Source organism: Pseudomonas sp. P867, assembly GCF_019891455.1.
Taxonomy (GTDB): Bacteria; Pseudomonadota; Gammaproteobacteria; order Pseudomonadales; family Pseudomonadaceae; genus Aquipseudomonas; species Aquipseudomonas synxantha_A.
Window position 1 is genome coordinate 129,221 of record NZ_JAFLXB010000005.1, and the last position, 19,683, is coordinate 148,903.

A 19,683-nucleotide genomic window follows, 5' to 3' on the forward strand; every position below is an offset into this window, starting at 1 on the left:
TTCAAGTTTGGCGATATTTTTATATTGCCGTGTCAGGCTGGCTCGGCTGTTTTATAGCCATGGCATAAGCTGTAAATATATAGGCAAGCATCAAGTGCGATTGGTTGTTTACTACTTGCTGCGCATGAAGTTTTCACTGGTGGCCAGTCGCCAAGTATGTATGCATGCATTTACATGTTTTTGCTCTGCGGATTGAACTGTTTGGTAAGTGGTATTCACTAATGGGTGTGTGGTTTTTTTTGCTGGTCTTATCTATTTTTTCGAGGTGTTAGATGATAAGTGATAATGTTTTTAATGCTTCAGATTTCGAGGTTTTTAATCTGCGCTCTATCTTGGGTCTGCCACCTTCAGATCATGCTGTACCCGCGAGCGCGATGACGTTGCGTAGTTTTGCCGTTCAACCATCCTTTTCTGGCAATCGAGTGCCTGATGACTCGAAGGTGATAGAGGGCGAGGTGGTGGAACGACTGCTGCAAAATTTCAACGTGTTTGAAGATCCAGGTTCTCCAGGACGCATTACGGTTGGGAGTTTGGTTGAAGTGCTTTGCGGGTTTAAGCCTGAGGTGTCGGAAAGGAACGTCGAGTTGGTTAAGATGATTTTTCTAATGCCCGGACTTTTGAATAAGCTTTGTAGTGCCCATGGTGTTGATAAAGTAGGTGCTCCCTCATCGGAGGGCAGTATTGATAAGTTTGATTTGGAACGGCTGGATAATTTTCATGCGCCGTTGCGTAATCGCCGACGGGAATTTAATAAGATGTTTAAGTATTAATCTCAGCGACCAGAGCGAATGATCTGTTGCAGTTGGGGGACTTTGTCTGGATCAATTGACTTGTGAAGTACGGACGGTTTTTGCTCGCAAGACGGTCATTCGCCCCATGGATTGATCAGCGCAACGCCGCTGGACTTGAAGTCGCTGACGTTGCGTGTGACCACGGTAAGCCCATGAACCAGAGCGGTTGCGGCAATCGACGAGTCACTCGCAAGCCAGAAACAAAATAGCCCCGCCAGTTTTCGCTGGGCGGGGCTTTTTTGTGTGCGAGGATTTATTGCTCTTCTGCCTTCTTATCCCCATGGGACAGGCTGTACACGTACGCCGCCAGCAAGTGCACTTTGTCATTGCCTTGCAGCAACTCCTGCGCTGGCATCTGACCTTGGCGGCCATAACGAATGGTCTGTTGCAATTGCGCGAAGCTTGAGCCGTAGATGAATGCGCCCGGGTGCGTCAGGTCGGGGGCGCCCATGGCTGGCGTGCCTTTACCGGCCGGGCCGTGGCACGCCACGCAGTTGGCGGCGAAGAGTTTCTCGCCGTTGGCTACATCTGCCTTGGCGCCTTCGGGCAGCTTGCGGCCATCGAGGTTGGTCACCACAAAGCCTGCTACGTCAGCCACGCCTTGCTCGCCGATGACTTCGGCCCAGCCTGGCATTACTGCGTGGCGGCCTTGCATGATGGTTTGCTTGATGGTCTCCGGCTCGCCGCCCCAGCGCCAGTCAGCGTCGGTCAGGTTAGGGAAACCGTAGGCGCCCTTGGCGTCGGAGCCGTGGCACACCGAGCAGTTGGAGGCAAACAGCCGGCCGCCCATCTTCAGGGCTTGCGGGTCCTTGGCCACCTCTTCAATGGGCATCGATGCGAATTTGGCGAAGATCGGCCCGAACTTGGCTTCCGATCTGGCCATTTCCTTTTCCCATTCGTGCACGCCGGTCCAGCCGGTCTGGCCGTTGGCAAAGGCGGTTTGCTTGTCGTTGTCCAGGTAGTTATAGCCCGGCAGCAGGCCCTTCCAGTTACCCAGGCCGGGGTAGAGCACCAGGTAGCCGAGGGCGAAGACGATGGTGCCGACAAACAGCATGAACCACCATTTGGGCAGTGGGTTGTCGTACTCCTCGATGCCATCGAACGAGTGGCCGACGGTCTCGTCCGTCTGCTCGGTGCGCTGGCCCTTGCGGGTCGACAGCAGCAGCCAGGTCAGGGCGAAGATGGTACCCAGACTGAGGACTGTGACGTACAGACTCCAGAACGTAGTCATTCTTTGTTACTCCTAGAAGCTTGCTCGACGTGCTTGATGGCTTCGGGATCATCTGCAAAGGGCAGCATGGTCGCGTCGTCAAACTCCGACTTGCGCCGCGGGCTGAACACCCACAGCGCCAGGCCGACAAAGGCCACCATCACCACAACGGTGCCCAGGCCACGAATCATCCCGATATCCATGTAGGTCACCGTTTGCTTTTGATGATGGTGCCAAGGCCCTGCAGGTAGGCCACCAGTGCGTCCATTTCGGTCTTGCCCTTCACAGCGGCCGCTGCACCGGCGATGTCTTCGTCGGTGTAGGGCACGCCCAGGGTGCGCAAGACTTCCATCTTCTTCGCGGTGTCCTTGCCGTCGAGCTTGTTTTCCACGAGGAACGGGTACGCCGGCATTTTCGACTCCGGCACCACGTTACGCGGGTTGTACAAGTGCGCACGCTGCCAGTCATCGGAGTAACGCCCGCCGACCCGGGCCAGGTCCGGGCCGGTGCGCTTGGAACCCCACAGGAACGGGTGGTCCCACACGCTTTCACCGGCGACCGAATAGTGGCCGTAGCGTTCGGTTTCGGCGCGGAACGGGCGGATCATCTGCGAGTGGCAGCCCACGCAACCGTTGGCGATGTAGACGTCGCGGCCTTCCAGTTCAAGGGCGGTACGCGGCTTCATGCCTTCGACCGGCTTGTTGGTCACGTCCTGGAAAAACAGCGGCACGATCTGGGTCAGGCCGCCGATACTCACGGCGATGACCATGAAGAAGGCCAGCAGGCCGATATTCTTCTCGACTACTTCATGCTTCATCAGTGGGCTCCCACAACGGCGATCTTGGCGGCGGCTTCGGCTTGCGCCGGGTCGGAGGCACGTACGGTGCGCCAGACGTTGTAGGCCATCAACAACATGCCGCTGGCAAAGAATGCACCGCCCAGGGCACGCACGATAAAGCCCGGGTGGCTGGCTTGCAGCGCTTCGACGAAGGAGTAGGTGAGGGTGCCGTCATCATTGATCGCACGCCACATCAGGCCCTGGGTGATGCCGTTGACCCACATCGAAGCGATGTAGAGCACGGTGCCGATGGTCGCCAGCCAGAAGTGCGCATTGATCAGCCCGACGCTGTGCATCTGAGCGCGGCCGAACAGTTTGGGGATCATGTGGTACAGCGCGCCGATGGAGATCATCGCTACCCAGCCCAGTGCGCCGGCATGTACGTGGCCGATGGTCCAGTCGGTGTAGTGGGACAGCGAGTTGACGGTCTTGATCGCCATCATCGGCCCTTCAAAGGTCGACATGCCGTAGAACGCCAGCGACACCACCAGAAAGCGCAGGATCGGGTCGGTGCGCAGCTTATGCCAGGCGCCCGACAGGGTCATCATGCCGTTGATCATGCCGCCCCAGCTTGGTGCCAGCAGGATGATCGACATCGCCATGCCCAGGGACTGTGCCCAATCCGGCAAGGCGGTGTAGTGCAGGTGGTGGGGGCCGGCCCAGATGTACAGGGTGATCAGCGCCCAGAAGTGCACGATGGACAGGCGATAGGAGTAGATCGGGCGCTCGGCCTGCTTGGGCACGAAGTAATACATCATCCCCAGGAAGCCGGTGGTGAGGAAAAAGCCTACGGCGTTGTGGCCGTACCACCATTGAATCATCGCGTCCGTCGCGCCAGAGTAGGCCGAGTAGGACTTGAACAGGCTGACCGGCAAGGACGCGTGGTTGACGATGTGCAGCATCGCCGTGACCAGGATGAACGCCCCGTAGAACCAGTTGCCCACATAAATGTGCTTGGTCTTGCGCTTGACGATGGTGCCGAAGAACACCACCGCGTAGGTCACCCAGACGATGGCGAGCAGAATCGCGATCGGCCATTCCAGCTCGGCGTATTCCTTGGTGGTGGTGTAGCCCAGCGGCAGGCTGATGATGGCGCCGACGATAACCGCCTGCCAGCCCCAGAAAGTGAACGCGGCCAGGCTATCCGAGATCAATCGCGTCTGGCAGGTGCGTTGCACCACGTAGTAGGAGGTGGCAAACAGTGCACAGCCACCGAAGGCGAAGATCACCAGGTTGGTGTGCAGCGGGCGCAAACGACCGAAGGTCGTCCAGGGCAGGTCGAAATTCAATTGCGGCCAGACCAGTTGCGAGGCGATGAACACCCCGAGCCCCATGCCAAGGATCCCCCAGACCACCGTCATGATGGCGAACTGGCGGACTACCTTATAGTTATAAGCAGTCGGACTGATTGCTGTGCTCATTCTAAGGTTCCACGGTTTAGGTTTTTTTATAGGTAAAATCGGTCGCAAGTATGTAGAAAGCGAGGGGCCATTGCAACGCAATGGCTGACCTGTATCAATGCGTTCCACGCCAGATTCTGCGCCCTTTCCATGTTTGGCGTAAGGATTAAATCCGAAATAGAAAGCTGATCAAGTGGACAGGAATTTTAGGGGGCGCAACGGATACCGTCGCCTACGCCAGAATTGCTCCACTGTGGGAACAAGCGTAGACCCGAATGGGAGGGGGGGAAAGTTGGGTGTTGCGAGGGTGCGACACTTGGTCGCGACTTATGCCTGTGGCGAGGGAGCTTGCTCCCGCTGGGCTTCGCAGCGGCCCCAAAATCTTGGGAGCGCTTCGCACTCCAGCGGGAGCAAGCTCCCTCGCCACAGGTAGAGCTTTTACTGCGGTTGGCTGTCTGGAGTTGCACCATCAGCATTATGGGACAGGCTATACACGTACGCCGCCAGCAGATGCACCTTGTCATTACCCTGCAGCACTTCCTGGGCCGGCATCTGGCCCTGGCGACCATGGCGGATGGTCTGCTGCAACTGCGCCAGGCTGGTGCCGTAGATAAATCCGCTTGGTTCGGTCAGGTTCGGCGCGCCCATGGCTTCCACGCCGTGGCCTTGTGGGCCATGGCAAGCCACGCAGGTGGTGCTGAATGCGGCTTGGCCCGCGGCCAGGTCAGCGGTGTTGTCCGCCGGCAAGGGCAGCTTGGCCAGGTCGTGGCGCACATAGGCGGCGACGTTTTTCACCCCGTCCTCGCCCAGCACTTCACCCCAGGCCGGCATGGCCGCGTGGCGACCGGCCATGATGGTAGCCTTGATCGCTTCGGCCGAACCACCCCAGCGCCAGTTGCTGTCTGCCAGATTCGGGAAGCCATAGGCGCCCTTGGCATCCGAGCCGTGGCACACCGCGCAGTTGGAGGCGAACAGGCGACCGCCCATCTTCAACGCTTGTGGGTCCTTGGCGACTTCTTCCACGGGCATCGCCGCGAACTTGGCGAAGATCGGCCCGAACCTGGCGTCGGCCTTGGCCATTTCCTTGTCCCATTCCTTGGTCTGGGTCCAGCCATCTTCATAGCCCGGCAGCACGCCTTTCCAGTTGCCCAGGCCCGGGTAGAGAATCAGGTAGCCGACGGCAAATACCAGCGTGCCGGCGAACAGCATGAACCACCACTGGGGCAGCGGGTTGTCGTACTCCTCGATACCGTCGAAGGCATGGCCCATGGTCTGGTCGACGCTGCCCTTGGTTTCGCCCTTGCGGGTGCCGACCAACAGCCAGGTCAGGCCGATCAGGCTGCCGAGGGTCAATACGCAGATCCATGTACTCCAAAAAGTAGTCATGGCCGAGTGCTCCTTGTTACTGGCTCTGCTTGAGCGTCGGTTGGGGAGGGTTCATCGGCAAACGGCAGCATGGTCGCATCGTCAAACTCCGACTTGCGCCGTGGGCTGAACACCCACAGCGACAGGCCGATAAAGGCGATGGCGACCACCAGCGTGCCGAGGCCGCGGATGGTGCCTGCATCGAATTCAAATCCCATGGCTCACCTCTTGCTCTTGATGGCAGTGCCGAGCACTTGCAAGTAGGAAACCAGCGCGTCCATCTCGGTCTTGCCCTTGAGGCTGGCGACCGCGCCGTTGATGTCGTCGTCGGTGTACGGCACGCCGAGGGTGCGCATCACTTTCAATTTGGTCTCGGTGTGGCTGCTGTCGACGGCGGCGGTGACCAACCACGGATAGGCCGGCATTTTCGACTCCGGCACCACGTTGCGCGGGTTGTACAAGTGCGCGCGGTGCCAGTCGTCCGAGTAGCGCGCGCCGACGCGGGCCAGGTCCGGCCCGGTGCGCTTGGAGCCCCACAGAAACGGGTGGTCCCACACGCTTTCGCCGGCCACCGAGTAGTGACCGTAGCGCTCGGTCTCGGCGCGGAACGGGCGGATCATCTGCGAGTGGCACTGCACGCAGCCTTCGCGGATGTAGATGTCGCGGCCCTCCAGCTGCAGCGCGGTGTAGGGCTTCATGCCTTCCACCGGCTTGTTGGTCACGTCCTGGAAGAACAGCGGGACGATCTGGGTCAGGCCGCCGATGCTCACGGCGAGCACCATCAGCAGCATCAGCAGGCCGACGTTTTTTTCAATCGTTTCGTGTTTCATCATCGACTCCTCAGGCCATCTGCGCTGCGGCGCTGATTTCGGCTGGCTGCGCCGAACGCACGGTGCGCCACGTGTTGTAAGCCATCAGCAACATGCCGGTGAGGAAGATCGCACCGCCCACCAGCCGCACGATGAAGCCAGGGTGGCTGGCCACCAGGGTTTCGACGAAGGAGTAGGTCAAGGTGCCGTCTTCGTTGACCGCACGCCACATCAGGCCCTGGGCGATGCCGTTGACCCACATCGAGGCGATGTAGAGCACGGTGCCGATGGTGGCCAGCCAGAAGTGCGCGTTGATCAGGCCGAGGCTGTACATCTGCTCGCGACCGAAGACTTTCGGGATCATGTGGTACAGCGCGCCGATGGAGATCATCGCCACCCAGCCCAGCGCCCCGGCGTGTACGTGGCCGATGGTCCAGTCGGTGTAGTGGGAGAGAGCGTTGACGGTCTTGATCGCCATCATCGGACCTTCGAAGGTCGACATGCCGTAGAAGGCCAGGGACACAACGAGGAAGCGCAGGATCGGGTCGCTGCGCAACTTATGCCAGGCACCCGAGAGGGTCATCATGCCGTTGATCATGCCGCCCCAGCTTGGCGCCAGCAGCACCAGTGACATCACCATGCCCAGGGACTGCGCCCAGTCCGGCAAGGCGGTGTAGTGCAAGTGGTGAGGGCCGGCCCAGATGTACAGGGTGATCAGCGCCCAGAAGTGCACGATCGACAAGCGATAGGAATACACCGGACGCTCGGCCTGCTTGGGTACGAAGTAGTACATCATCCCCAGGAAGCCTGCGGTGAGGAAAAAGCCTACCGCGTTATGCCCATACCACCACTGCACCATGGCATCCGTCGCACCGCCGTACAGCGAGTAGGACTTGGTCAGGCTGACCGGGATTTCCAGGTTGTTGACGATATGCAGGATGGCCACGGTGATGATGAACGCACCGAAGAACCAGTTACCGACGTAGATGTGCTTGGTCTTGCGCTTCATGATCGTGCCGAAGAACACGATGGCATAGGCGACCCAGACGATGGTGATCAGGATATCGATCGGCCATTCCAGCTCGGCGTATTCCTTGGAACTGGTGTAGCCCAGCGGCAGGCTGATTGCGGCCAGCAAAATCACCAGCTGCCAGCCCCAGAAGCAGAACGCGGCCACTTTTGGTGCGAACAGCTGAGTCTGGCAGGTGCGTTGTACCGAGTAGAAGGAGCTGGCGAACAGCGCGCAGCCACCGAAGGCGAAAATCACCGCATTGGTGTGCAACGGGCGCAGGCGGCCGAAGCTGGTCCAGGGTAAATCGAAGTTGAGCGCAGGCCAAACCAATTGGGCGGCGAGAAAAACCCCGAGCCCCATGCCGACGATGCCCCACACCACCGTCATAATGGCGAATTGGCGGACCACCTTGTAGTTATAGGCGGTACTTAAAGTAGTGTTCATGGTTCCCCATCCACGGTTCAACCCAAGCAAGTGCGGCACTTGGGCTGGAGTTATAGGCAGACTAAAAAGCGAGGCAAGCATGGGCAAAGAGCACAAGGCCAGTATTGACGGGGATCAATGGGCGCAGTGTGTGCGCGAACGCGGCTGGCTGTGGGATGTCGCCACGGGCACGGCTTCGGGCGAGCCGGTCACTCTGATCCTGGCCCACGGCGCCGGGGCACCGATGGACTCGGCGTTCATGAACGACATGGCGGCACGCCTTGCCGGGCATGGCGTGAACGTGGTGCGCTTCGAGTTCCCGTACATGGCCCAGCGCCGTATGGATGGCGGCAAGCGCCCGCCGAATCCGGCGCCGAAACTGCTGGAGTGCTGGCGCGAGGTGTATGGCGAGGTGCGACGTCATGTCGCTGGGAAACTGGCAGTTGGCGGCAAGTCCATGGGTGGGCGGATGGCCAGTTTACTGGCCGATGAACTGGGCGCCGATGGGTTGGTGTGCCTGGGCTATCCGTTCTATGCGGTGGGCAAGCCAGAGAAACCCCGGGTGGAGCACTTGGCTGCGATTACGACGCCAACGTTGATTGTGCAGGGCGAGCGTGATGCCTTGGGCAATCGGGCAGCGGTGCAGGATTATGAGTTGTCAGAGAGTATTGAAGTGATGTGGTTGGTGGCGGGCGATCATGACTTGAAGCCGTTGAAGGCTTCGGGGTTCAGCCATGAGCAGCACTTGGAGGCGGCGGCGGTGCAGGTGGCTGAGTTTCTCAGGGCCTGTTAGGGCCCTATCGGGGGCAAGCCAGCTCCCACATTGGACTGGGTTCACCTATTTCTATCGGTGAATACCGTCCAGTGTGGGAGCTGGCTTGCCTGCGATAGCGGTTTATCGGTTAAAACGCTCCACCAGCGAGTACTGGGTATTGGCGGTATGCGTCAACTCCTCACTCAACTGCGCCGAGTTCATCGCCTGCTCTGAAGTCTGATCTGCCAACAGCGCGATGGTGCTGATATTGCGGCTGATCTCCTCGGCCACGGCGCTTTGCTCTTCGGTAGCAGCGGCAATCTGGGTGGTCATGTCGGTGATATTGGCCACCGCCTCACTGATGCCCACCAACGCCTGATCCGCTTCCATCACCCGCGCTACACCCTCTTCAGCCTGGCGATGCCCGGCGTCCATGGTTTGCACAGCCGCAGCCGCCGTGTGTTGCAGCTTGGCGATCAGGGTATGGATCTGCCCGGTGGATTCGGCCGTACGCTGCGCCAGTTGGCGCACTTCATCGGCGACCACCGCAAATCCACGGCCCATCTCACCGGCACGCGCGGCTTCGATAGCGGCATTGAGCGCCAGCAGGTTGGTCTGGTCGGCGATGCCTTTGATCACATCGACCACGCCGCCGATTTCATCGCTGTCCTTGGCCAGTTGGGTGACGGTCACGCCCGTCTCGCCCACGGCCACCGACAGTCGCTGGATCGCCTCGCGGGTTTCCCCGGCGATATCTCGGCCGCGACCGGTCAGGCGGTTGGCTTCCTGGGTGGCATCGGCGGTGCGCTGCACATGGCTGGCGACTTCCTGGGTGGTCGCGGCCATCTGGTTGACGGCGGTGGCCACCTGTTCGGTTTCCACGCGCTGACGTTCCAGGCCGCTGGAGCTGCTGTGCGCCAGGGTGTTGGACTGCGCCGCTTGGTCGTTGAGGTGCTCGGCGGTGTCCTGCAGACGGGTCAGGCAGGTCTTCAGGCGCGCTTCCTGGCTGAGGATCGACATTTCCAGTCGGGCCTGGGCGCCACGGCTGTCGGTGTACATCTGCGCGATCAACGGATCGGAGGTGGTCTGCTCGGCCAGGCGCAGCAAGCGCTTGAGGCCGCGCTGCTGCCAGCTCAGGCCCAGCAGGCCCAACGGCACCGATAGCGCCGCAGCCAGGGCAAAGCCCCACTGGGAGGTCAGGGTGGCGCCGATCATGAAGCTCAGTTGGCTGACCAGGATAAACGGCAGCCAGTCCTGTAGCACCGGCAGCCATTTGTCGCGCTGGGGGATGGCCGACTTGCCCTGGTTGATGCGTTGATAGAGCGCCTCGGCCCGGCGGATCTGCTCGGCGGTGGGCTTGATGCGCACCGATTCGTAGCCGATCACCTGGTTGCCGTCGAACACCGGAGTCACATAGGCGTTAACCCAGTAATGGTCACCGGTCTTGCAGCGATTCTTGACAATGCCCATCCATGGCAAGCCTTGTTTGAGCGTGGACCACATGTGCGCGAACACGGCCGAGGGCACATCCGGGTGGCGCACCAGGTTGTGCGGGGCACGGATCAGTTCGTCGCGGGTGAACCCACTGATTTCGACAAACGCGTCGTTGCAGTAGGTAATGACACCCTTGGCATCTGTGGTGGAGATCAACCGTTGCTGAGCGGGGAAGGTACGTTCGCGCTGGGTAACGGGTTGGTTATTACGCATGATTGTTCAATCCGCAAGGCTTTCAGGGGGTATCGGCCATGGCGGGCATTTATTTAACTTATTTTTGCAACAATCCTGGGAGCAGTGGGCTGGCTGTGGTGAGGGAGCAAGCTCCCTCGCCACAACAACTCGCTCCTACAGCAAGAAAGGCTCAGCCGGCCAGCATCGGGTAGGTGAACAGCCCGAAGTGCAGCAGATTCAAGCCAAAGTGCGTGGCAATCGCTGCGCCGAGCCCGCCAAAGCGATACGCCAGGCCGTAACCGACCCCGGCAATACTCGCCAGCATTACCCATTGCCAACCCGCACCAAAATGCGCCAGGCCGAATAACAGCGAAGCCAGCAGCAGCGCGAGGTTCTCGCCGTAGGGCAGGTGTTTGAAGCGCTGGCTCAGGCCGCCCTGAACATAGCCACGAAACAGCGCTTCTTCCACCAGCGTCACCAGCAGCAGGTTATTGAGTACCCACAGCCATGCCTGGTCCGGCCATTTGGGGGCCCAACTGATCATCCCCATCAGGGCCGCGCCACCCAGGGCAGCGATGGCGGTCAGGGTCAGTGCCAAAGCGGTGACGCAGATCGACAGGCGCAATGAGCGTCGCGCCACAATCCATGGGCACGCCAGCAACAGCCAGAAGCCGATCAGGGGTTTGTCCTGGTTCAGGTACATCGAGAAGGGCACTGAGTCCGGGGTAAAACGCTGGGGTGCAATACCTCGGCCATTGTAGAAACCCGGCAGCCAGTGCATCGCTAGCCCCAGGGCCAGGACGATAAACAAGCCGTGGCCCAGGTAGCGTGCCCAAGGAGTGCGTTGCTGGCGTACGGCGTAGCTGGCCACCAGCAACAGCGCCACTGACACCGCCGCCAGTATGCCCAGTTGGCCGTAGATCAAGGCCGTGACATAGCCAATGCAAAGTAGTGTGAGGTACAGCCAGGGCAGAGCAATCATGTGAAATCCTTAACAAAAACCGGGCGGCATTATAGCGAGAGGTCTGGTTCGGGGGCATGAAAACGCCTCTACGTACAAGGTAAGGGGGAAAGGATTGCAAAGTATGTTTGCGGCTGGTTATAGTCGTCGCGTCTTTCTCCCTTCAAAAAGATCAGCACATGCCAGCTTCCCAGCGCATAGCGGTAGTCGATTCAGCGGTCAACGCTGTGGTCGTGCCGTGCGGCGCAAAGCAGCCTGCGCAGATCAGTCACTACCCCCCACCTGTCAGTAGCACGCCGGTGTATGCAGTCGTATCACCGCCGGGCGTTGGCATTTCGGGCTGATCAGCTGTTTGCTGTTCCCCTGTGCCTGCCTGAAAAAAACCTACTGAAATTCAGTCCTTACTGAATCGGCTTTTTTGCCTGATAACAGGTGGTAACTCATGTCTGTTCTTTCGAAACAATCCGTGGCCGCGGCGGCCTCGACGAGCTTGTTTGTCTTGCTGTGGAGCAGCGGGGCGATCTTCTCCAAGTTGGGCCTGGCCCATGCTTCGCCCTTTGCCTTTCTGCTGATCCGCTTTGCCATCGCCCTAGTGGGGTTGGTGGTGCTGGTGCCGATCCTCAAGTTGAAGCTGCCACGTCCCGGCAAGCCCATGCTGTATGCGGCGGCGACGGGCCTGGTGTTGTTGGGGGCCTACCAGATTTTCTATCTGCTGGCCCTGGACCTCAAAGTCACCCCCGGGGTGATGGCGACCATCATGGGCGTCCAGCCGATCCTCACCGTGGTGCTGATGGAGCGTCAGCGCTCGTTACGCCGGCTGTTCGGCCTGGGGTTGGGCCTGGCCGGGTTGATCATGGTGGTGTACCAGGGCATCGGGCTGGCGGGCATGTCCCTGGCCGGGATGCTGTTCGGGCTGCTGGCGCTGGCGAGCATGACGTTTGGCTCGATCATGCAAAAGCGCATCACCGACAACCCCTTGGGCACGTTGCCGTTGCAATACCTGGCCGGGATGCTGTTGTGTGCGGTGTTCGTTCCCTTCCAGCCGTTCCACTTTGAACACAGCGCGGGCTTTTACCTGCCAGTGTTGTGGATGGGGCTGGTGGTGTCAGTGCTGGCGACGCTGTTGCTGTATCGCCTGATTGCCCGGGGCAACCTAGTGAATGTCACCAGCCTGTTCTACCTGGTGCCGGCGGTGACCGCGGTGATGGACTACCTGATCTTCGGCAACCGCCTGGCGCTGTTGAGCCTGTTGGGCATGGCGTTGATCATCGTCGGTTTGGTGTTTGTATTCCGTAAAAACTAAAACCTATCCCTGTAGGAGCAAGCTTGCTGTGGCGAGCAAGCTTGCTTGCGCTGGGGGGGCGAAGCACCCCCAGGAGCAGGGGGGCGCTCCTATAGTTTTTGCGGGCGCAGCACCAACCACAACGCCCCGGCAATCAGCACCCCGCCATACAGGTGAGCCATGGACAGCGGCTCATCCAGCAGCAACGCCCCCCACAGCACGCCGAACGGCGGAATCATAAAGGTCACGGTCATCGACTTGACCGGGCCAATGGATGACAGCAGGCGGAAGTACAAAATGTAGGCGAACGCCGTACACACCAGCCCCAGGCCCAGCAGCGACGCCCACACCTGCCAGCCGCCCCAACTTGCCGGTGGATGGCTGATGGCGCTGTAGGCAAAGAGCGGCAATAGAAACAAGGTAGCGCCGAGCATACTGCCCAAGGCCGACAGGCGACTGTCCAGCCCGCCGCGCTGATCCAGCCAGCGTCGTGCCAGGAAACCGGCAAAACCGTAGCAGGTGGTCGCCAGCAGGCACGCCAACGCGCCCATCAACAATTGCAAATCAAAGGCCACTGGCCCCGCACGCGTGAGCACGGCGACGCCAAACAGCCCCAAGGCAACGCCCGCTATTTTCGACGGTGTCAGGCGCTCGCTGAAAAACAACCCGCCAATCAGCACGCCCATCAGCGGCGTGGTGGCGTTGAAAATCGCCGAATAACCCGCCGGCAGTACTTGCGCTGCCACTGAATACATGGTCGCCGGAATTCCGGAGTTGATCACCCCCAACAGCAAAACGGTCTTGAACTTGCCCTGGAAATCCCAGCTCACGCGCAGCATCGCCAGGATCACCAGCAACCCGGCGGCGGCAATCGACACGCGGAAAAACGCAGTCGGCACTGTGCCGATTTCCGGCGCAATGATGCGCATGAACAGGAAACTCGCGCCCCAGATGGCAGCCAGTCCCAGCAAGTAGAGGGTGTCAACAGGTCTCACGGAAAACTCCTACGCCAATCAGGCGGGGAGTGTTGCCCAGTGCTCAGGCCGACACAATCGCTAACTACGACGGCCCCTTAAAAATCCTCCTTCTCCTGCCAGCGTCCACTGGCTAAGCTCTGAGCTTCCCGCTACCCGTTCGAGGTTTCCCGCATGTCGCAGCCCGCCCTCGCTATCGCCCGGATGATCCTCGACGGTTTCGACGATTACCGTGAGCACTTTCGCCAGATCACCGATGGGGCCCGCGAGCGTTTCGAGAAGGCCCAGTGGCAGCAAGGGCAGGCGGCGTCTGCGGCACGCATCAACCTGTATGAAGAGAAAGTTGCCGAGGTCACTGCCCGCCTGTGCGCCGGTTTCGAAGCGGGTGCGCTGCAGGACATCGAGCTGTGGCCCTTGGTGAAAAGCGCGTATATCGGCCTGATCGACCTGCGCTTTGACGATGAGTTGTCCGAGACCTGGTACAACTCGATCTTCTGCGGCCTGTTCAGCCATGACCTGATCAGCGACGGCTGCATGTTCATCCACACCACCCGGCCGAGCCTGCGCCGGGCGCGGGCGGCGCAAACCCGGGTCTACACGCCGGCCGGTAAAATATCAGACATGCTGGCGCAGATTTTCTCTGACTACAGCTTCAGCGAGCCTTACGCCGACCTTCCTGCCGACCTGCGTCGCCTCGAAGCCCAGCTGCGGGAAAACCTGCCGGATTGGGTGTGCAAGGACCCGGACCTCAAGGTCGAGCTGTTTTCCTCCGTGCTCTACCGCAACAAAGGCGCCTATCTCGTAGGGCGCATTTATACCCGCGACGAACAGTGGCCGTTGGTCATCCCGTTGCTGCACCGCGAAGGGCGCGGCATCCAGATCGATGCGTTGATCACCGACGAAGCCGACGTGTCGATCATCTTTTCGTTCACCCGCTCCTATTTCATGGTCGACGTACCGGTGCCTGCCGAATTCATCGGTTTTCTCAAGCGCATCCTGCCGGGCAAGCACATTGCCGAGCTGTACACCTCCATTGGTTTCTACAAGCACGGCAAGTCCGAATTCTACCGCGCACTCATCAACCACCTGGCCACCACCGACGATCAGTTCATCATGGCCCCCGGCGTGCGCGGCATGGTCATGAGCGTGTTCACGCTGCCGGGCTTCAACACCGTGTTCAAGATCATCAAGGACCGTTTTTCACCGTCGAAAAACGTCAACCGCGCCACGGTGATCGAGAAGTACCGGCTGGTTAAGAGTGTCGACCGGGTAGGGCGCATGGCTGACACCCAGGAATTCGCCGACTTTCGTTTCCCCTTGAGCAAGTTCGAGCCCGAGTGCCTGGCCGAGCTGCTGGAAGTCGCGGCCGGCACGGTCGAAGTGGAAGGCGACAGCGTGCTGATCCGCCACTGCTGGACCGAGCGGCGCATGACCCCGCTCAACCTCTACCTCGACAACGCCAACCCCGCCCAGGTGCGCGAAGCCCTGGAAGACTACGGCCTGGCAATCAAGCAACTGGCGGCGGCGAATATCTTCCCTGGCGACATGCTGCTGAAAAACTTCGGCGTCACCCGTCATGGCCGCGTGGTGTTCTACGACTACGATGAAATCTGCTTTCTGACCGAAGCCAACTTCCGCCATATTCCCGCACCGCGCACCCCCGAGGACGAAATGGCCTCAGAGCCCTGGTACTCCATCGGCCCGCTGGACGTATTCCCCGAAGAGTTCCCGCCGTTCCTGTTTGCCGACGCCGGCCAGCGCAAGTTGTTCGACGAGCTGCATGGCGAGCTGTACAACGCCGATTACTGGAAGGGCCTGCAGGACGCGATTCGCGCCGGCAAGGTTATCGACGTATTCCCCTATCGCCGAAAAGACCCGCTATAACGCTTTCTCTTGTGGGAGGGGGCTTGCTCCCGATGACGGTGAATCAGTCAACACCTTCATTGGCTGACCCACCTTCATCGGGAGCAAGCCCCCTCCCACATGTTTGACCTGCCAGATAAGTCGATTTTCTGCCACACTTGCCGGCCGCGCATAACATAGATGACCGTCGAAGTAGCTGATGACTGACCAAGCACCCACCATCGACCAACTGCTCAAAACCCTCGATCACGCCATGCTCGCCGACCGCCACCGCTTGCGCCGGCAGTTGCTTGAGCTGCGCAAGAAACCCGATGAGGACAAGCTGGCGCAGTGGGTGGCGCGGATGCAGGCATCCTGTGCCCAGGTCACGGCGCGGCGCGCCAGCCTGCCGGTGATTCGCTACGACGACAGCCTGCCGATTGCCGCCAAGCGCGATGAGATCAAGGACGCGCTGCTCAAACACCAGGTGTTGATCATTGCCGGCGAGACCGGCTCGGGCAAGACCACCCAGTTGCCGAAAATCTGCCTGGAAATCGGCCGCGGCCAGTACGGCCTGATCGGCCACACCCAGCCGCGCCGGATCGCAGCGCGCAGCGTCGCCAGCCGTGTCGCTGAAGAGCTGGCCACGCCATTGGGCGCCTTGGTCGGCTATCAGGTGCGTTTCGAAGACCAGAGTGATTCCAACACCCTGATCAAACTGATGACCGACGGCATCCTGCTGGCCGAAACCCAGAACGACCGTTATCTGGAACGCTACGACACGATCATCGTCGACGAAGCCCATGAACGCAGCCTGAACATCGACTTCCTGCTCGGCTACCTCAAGACCCTGCTGCCGCGTCGCCCTGACCTGAAAGTCATCATCACCTCGGCGACCATCGACCTGGAGCGCTTTTCCAAGCACTTCGACGATGCGCCGATTGTCGAGGTCTCGGGCCGTACTTTCCCGGTGGACACCTGGTATCGCCCATTGACCCTGGAGCAGGACGAAGAGGGCAACCGCGTCGAGGATGACTTGACCGTCGACCAGGCGATCCTCGCCACCCTCGATGAAATCGCCGCCTATGAGCGCAGCGAGCGACGCAACCCCGGCGATGTGCTGGTGTTTCTGCCCGGAGAGCGCGAGATTCGTGATGCCGCCGACATGCTGCGCAAGGCCCAGCTCAAGCACACCGAGATTTTGCCGTTGTACGCACGGCTGTCACCGGCCGAGCAACAGCGCATTTTCCAATCCCACCCAGGCCGGCGCGTGGTACTGGCGACCAACGTTGCGGAAACCTCGCTGACGGTGCCGGGCATTCGCTATGTGATCGACAGCGGCACGGCGCGCATCAGCCGCTACAGCTACCGCGCCAAGGTGCAGCGCCTGCCGATCGAGGCGATCTCCCAGGCCAGCGCCAACCAGCGTAAAGGCCGTTGCGGCCGGGTTGAGCCGGGCATTTGCGTGCGCCTGTACAGCGAAGAAGATTTTATCGGGCGCCCGGAATTCACCGACCCGGAAATCCTGCGTACCAACCTCGCCGCCGTGATCCTGCAGATGCTGCACCTGCGCCTGGGCGAAATCACCGATTTCCCGTTTATCGAACCGCCAGATGGCAAGGCGATCAGCGACGGTTTCAACCTGCTGCAGGAACTCTCGGCGGTGGACCGTAACAGCCAACTCACGCCGTTGGGCCGCCAGCTTGCACGCTTGCCGGTGGACCCGCGCATGGGCCGCATGTTGCTCGAAGCGGCCAAGCTGGGCAGCTTGCAGGAAGTGCTGATCGTGGCCAGCGCCATGTCTATCCAGGACCCGCGCGAGCGCCCACCGGAGCGTCAACAGGCCGCCGACCAGGCCCACGCTCAGTGGAAGGATCCGGATTCGGACTTCGCCGGGCTGGTCAACCTGTGGCGTGGCTTTGAAGAGCAGCGCCAGGAACTGACCGCCAGCCCGCTGCGCAACTGGTGTCGCAAGAACTTCCTCAACTACCTGCGCCTGCGCGAGTGGCGCGACTCCCATCGCCAGTTGAGCCTGATCTGCCGCGACATGCAGCTGAACATCAATAAAGAGCCGGCGGACTTCCCCAAACTGCACAAGGCGGTGCTGTCCGGCCTGCTCAGCCAGATCGGCCAGAAGACCGAAGACGGCGATTACCTCGGTGCGCGGCAGCGGCGTTTCTGGATCCATCCCTCGTCCGGCATCGGCAAGAAGCGCCCGCAATGGCTGATGACCGCCGAACTGGTGGAAACCACCAAGCTCTATGCGCGCATGGTGGCGAAGATCGACGCCGACTGGATCGAGCCGCTGGCCGGGCACCTGATCAAGAAAAACCACTTCGAACCCCATTGGGAGAAGAAGCGCGGCCAGGTGGTGGCGTTTGAGCAGATCACCCTCTTCGGGCTGATTGTGGTCGGGCGTCGGCCGGTGCATTACGGGCCGATTGACCCGGTGGTGTCTCGCGAGTTGTTTATTCGTGAGGGCCTGGTGCGCGGTGAGATTCAATCCCGTGCCAAGTGCCTGGCGGCCAACCAGCTATTGCTGGAGCAGCTCGACGAACTGGAGGCAAAGGCACGCCGCCGCGACATCCTCGCCGACGAAGAAACCCTCTACGCGTTCTACGATGCGCGCCTGCCAGCGGAGATTCACCAGACCGCCACGTTCGACAGCTGGTACAAGGTCAACAGCCAGAAAGACCCGCAACTGCTGATCATGCGCGAAGAAGATGTGCTGGCCCGCGAGGCCAGTGAGGTTACCGCTGCGCATTATCCGGACACCTTGCACCTGGGTGACCTGGCGTTGGCCTTGAGCTACCACTTCGAACCCAACCACCCTCGCGATGGCGTCACCCTGCGTGTACCTGCGCCGTTGCTGCCGGCGTTGCCGGCCGAGCGCCTGGAGTGGCTGGTGCCGGGCGTGATCGAAGCCAAATGCATCGCGTTGGTACGCAACCTGCCCAAGGCATTGCGCAAGAACTTCGTGCCGGTGCCGGACTTCGTCAAGGCGGCGCTGCAACGCATCGAATTCGGCCAGGGCTCGCTGCCCCAGGCGCTGGGGCGCGAGTTGCTGCGCATGACCGGTGCGCGGGTCAGCGATGAAGCCTGGGCTGAAGCGGCGCAGCAGGTAGAAAGCCACCTGAAGATGAACCTGGAAGTGGTCGACGGCCAAGGCAAGTTCCTTGGCGAAGGTCGCGACCTGGCCGAACTGACCGCACGTTTTGCAGAGGCCAGCCAGGCCGCGTTGGCCGTACCGCAAACCGCGAAAAGCCAACAGCCGGTAGAAGCCAAGGTGTTCGCGGCGGTGGCTGAAAAGACCCAGCAAAACATCGCCGGCCTGTCGATGACGGTGTACCCGGCGCTGGTGGAAGAGAACGGCACGGTCAAGGAAGGGCGTTTCTCCACCGCCGCCGAAGCCGAGTTCCAGCATCGCCGCGCGTTGCAGCGCCTGCTGATGCAACAACTGGCGGAACCGGCGAAATTCCTGCGCGGCAAATTGCCGGGCCTGACCGAGCTGGGCTTGATGTACCGCGAACTGGGGCGTATCGACGCGTTGGTGGAAGACATTCTGCTGGCCAGCCTCGACACCTGTGTACTTGAGGGCGAAGAAAGCCTGCCGCGTGATGGCGCGGGCCTGGCTGCCCTGGCCGAGCGCAAGCGTGGCGGTTGGACCGAACACGCCGAGCGCCTGGCACGCCTGACCCTGGAGGTGCTGAAACTCTGGCACGGTCTGCAAAAGCGCTTCAAAGGCAAGATCGACCTGGCCCAGGCGGTGGCCTTGAATGATATCAAGCAGCAACTGAGCAACCTGGTGTACCCAGGTTTTGTGCGCGAAACCCCGGCGCAATGGTTCAAGGAGCTGCCGCGCTATCTCAAGGCTATTGAACTGCGCCTGGAAAAACTGCCGAGCCAGGTGCAAAAGGACCGCGTGTGGAGCAGCGAATTGGGCGGCCTGTGGGCTCAATACCAGAACCGCTTAAACAAACACGCCCAGGAAGGCAAGCGTGACCCACAGTTGGAGCTTTACCGCTGGTGGCTGGAGGAATACCGGGTGTCGTTGTTTGCCCAGCAGTTGGGCACCAAGGTACCGATTTCCGATAAACGCTTGAGCAAGCAGTGGAGCCAGGTAGAGCCCTGAACCTTTCCCGGTTTCCCGATCCGGGCAGGGCCAAATGTGGGAGGGAGCAAGTCGAATCGTCGCACCGCCCCTCCCACATTCAAGGTGTTTGTCTGGCCTATAGCGCCAAATCTCCAGGGTTGTGGCAAACTTCGCGGTTACAAGATTGAATAAAGCGTCGCCAGTTTGATGCCTGCTGGACGGAATCAAACGACTTTAAGTTTGGTACGACGGTACCAATAT

At 60.5% G+C, this 19,683-nt stretch carries 16 protein-coding genes and 1 pseudogene; 5 read left to right on the forward strand and 12 right to left on the reverse strand.

The features are described 5' to 3' along the window. Positions 1–272: 272 nt before the first annotated feature. Positions 273–770: a hypothetical protein gene (locus J1G33_RS11330; protein ID WP_146097863.1), complete on the forward strand. Its 498-nt coding sequence runs from the start codon at positions 273–275 to the stop codon at positions 768–770. Between the two features lie 95 nt (positions 771–865). On the opposite strand, the pseudogene J1G33_RS27855 reads toward J1G33_RS11330, so the two are convergent. The 9 genes and pseudogenes from J1G33_RS27855 to ccoN (J1G33_RS11370) all read right to left on the reverse strand — a co-directional run. Then, a pseudogene (locus J1G33_RS27855) lies at positions 866–979 on the reverse strand (VapC toxin family PIN domain ribonuclease); the annotation flags it as partial. A gap of 65 nt (positions 980–1,044) precedes the next feature. Continuing rightward, positions 1,045–2,022, reverse strand: coding sequence for a cytochrome-c oxidase, cbb3-type subunit III (gene ccoP / locus J1G33_RS11335; RefSeq protein WP_005790276.1), 978 nt, complete (start codon positions 2,020–2,022; stop codon positions 1,045–1,047). Beyond that, a complete protein-coding gene (locus tag J1G33_RS11340; RefSeq protein WP_005790274.1) occupies positions 2,019–2,204 on the reverse strand; it encodes a CcoQ/FixQ family Cbb3-type cytochrome c oxidase assembly chaperone in 186 nt (61 codons plus the stop codon). The genes ccoP (J1G33_RS11335) and J1G33_RS11340 overlap by 4 nt, the downstream gene beginning before the upstream one ends. Before the next feature lie 5 nt (positions 2,205–2,209). After that, the gene (gene ccoO / locus J1G33_RS11345) at positions 2,210–2,818 is read right to left on the reverse strand and encodes a cytochrome-c oxidase, cbb3-type subunit II (RefSeq protein WP_003193167.1); all 609 of its coding nucleotides are present in this window, start codon (positions 2,816–2,818) and stop codon (positions 2,210–2,212) included. After that, on the reverse strand, positions 2,818–4,260 hold the full coding sequence (gene ccoN / locus J1G33_RS11350; RefSeq protein ID WP_078822029.1) for a cytochrome-c oxidase, cbb3-type subunit I: 1,443 nt from the start codon (positions 4,258–4,260) through the stop codon (positions 2,818–2,820). Before ccoN (J1G33_RS11350) ends, ccoO (J1G33_RS11345) begins: the two co-directional genes overlap by 1 nt. 417 nt (positions 4,261–4,677) lie before the next feature. Then, on the reverse strand, positions 4,678–5,625 hold the full coding sequence (gene ccoP, locus J1G33_RS11355) for a cytochrome-c oxidase, cbb3-type subunit III (RefSeq protein ID WP_005790271.1): 948 nt from the start codon (positions 5,623–5,625) through the stop codon (positions 4,678–4,680). After that, positions 5,622–5,822: a CcoQ/FixQ family Cbb3-type cytochrome c oxidase assembly chaperone gene (locus J1G33_RS11360; RefSeq protein WP_032879966.1), complete on the reverse strand. Its 201-nt coding sequence runs from the start codon at positions 5,820–5,822 to the stop codon at positions 5,622–5,624. Before J1G33_RS11360 ends, ccoP (J1G33_RS11355) begins: the two co-directional genes overlap by 4 nt. Positions 5,823–5,825: 3 nt before the next feature. Next, positions 5,826–6,434 carry a cytochrome-c oxidase, cbb3-type subunit II gene (gene ccoO / locus J1G33_RS11365; RefSeq protein WP_003193159.1) on the reverse strand — a complete coding sequence of 203 codons (609 nt, stop codon included), beginning with the start codon at positions 6,432–6,434 and terminating at the stop codon, positions 5,826–5,828. Positions 6,435–6,444: 10 nt separating this feature from the next. After that, positions 6,445–7,869, reverse strand: coding sequence for a cytochrome-c oxidase, cbb3-type subunit I (gene ccoN, locus J1G33_RS11370; RefSeq protein ID WP_005790268.1), 1,425 nt, complete (start codon positions 7,867–7,869; stop codon positions 6,445–6,447). A gap of 79 nt (positions 7,870–7,948) precedes the next feature. On the opposite strand from ccoN (J1G33_RS11370), the gene J1G33_RS11375 reads away from it, so the two are divergent. Beyond that, positions 7,949–8,641 (forward strand): alpha/beta family hydrolase, encoded by a 693-nt coding sequence (locus tag J1G33_RS11375; protein ID WP_223018113.1) that lies wholly within the window; start codon positions 7,949–7,951, stop codon positions 8,639–8,641. 102 nt (positions 8,642–8,743) lie between these two features. Here the strand turns inward: J1G33_RS11375 and J1G33_RS11380 are convergent, their stop codons facing one another. Both J1G33_RS11380 and J1G33_RS11385 read right to left on the reverse strand, forming a co-directional pair. After that, complete coding sequence (locus tag J1G33_RS11380; protein WP_032879969.1) at positions 8,744–10,309, reverse strand: PAS domain-containing methyl-accepting chemotaxis protein; 1,566 nt, start codon at positions 10,307–10,309, stop codon at positions 8,744–8,746. A gap of 151 nt (positions 10,310–10,460) precedes the next feature. Then, on the reverse strand, positions 10,461–11,252 hold the full coding sequence (locus J1G33_RS11385) for a CPBP family intramembrane glutamic endopeptidase (RefSeq protein WP_148852766.1): 792 nt from the start codon (positions 11,250–11,252) through the stop codon (positions 10,461–10,463). A gap of 421 nt (positions 11,253–11,673) precedes the next feature. On the opposite strand from J1G33_RS11385, the gene J1G33_RS11390 reads away from it, so the two are divergent. Then, entirely contained in the window at positions 11,674–12,534 is an 861-nt protein-coding gene (locus J1G33_RS11390; RefSeq protein ID WP_148852765.1) for a DMT family transporter, read from the forward strand. An 89-nt stretch (positions 12,535–12,623) separates the two neighbouring features. On the opposite strand, the gene J1G33_RS11395 is transcribed toward J1G33_RS11390, so the two are convergent. Continuing rightward, positions 12,624–13,508: a DMT family transporter gene (locus tag J1G33_RS11395; RefSeq protein WP_032879973.1), complete on the reverse strand. Its 885-nt coding sequence runs from the start codon at positions 13,506–13,508 to the stop codon at positions 12,624–12,626. Between the two features lie 153 nt (positions 13,509–13,661). On the opposite strand from J1G33_RS11395, the gene aceK reads away from it, so the two are divergent. Together aceK and hrpA are read left to right on the forward strand one after the other, a co-directional pair. Beyond that, a complete protein-coding gene (aceK, locus tag J1G33_RS11400) occupies positions 13,662–15,371 on the forward strand; it encodes a bifunctional isocitrate dehydrogenase kinase/phosphatase (RefSeq protein WP_223018114.1) in 1,710 nt (569 codons plus the stop codon). 178 nt (positions 15,372–15,549) lie between these two features. After that, positions 15,550–19,461, forward strand: coding sequence for an ATP-dependent RNA helicase HrpA (hrpA, locus tag J1G33_RS11405; RefSeq protein WP_223018115.1), 3,912 nt, complete (start codon positions 15,550–15,552; stop codon positions 19,459–19,461). The last annotated feature ends 222 nt before the right edge of the window (positions 19,462–19,683 follow it).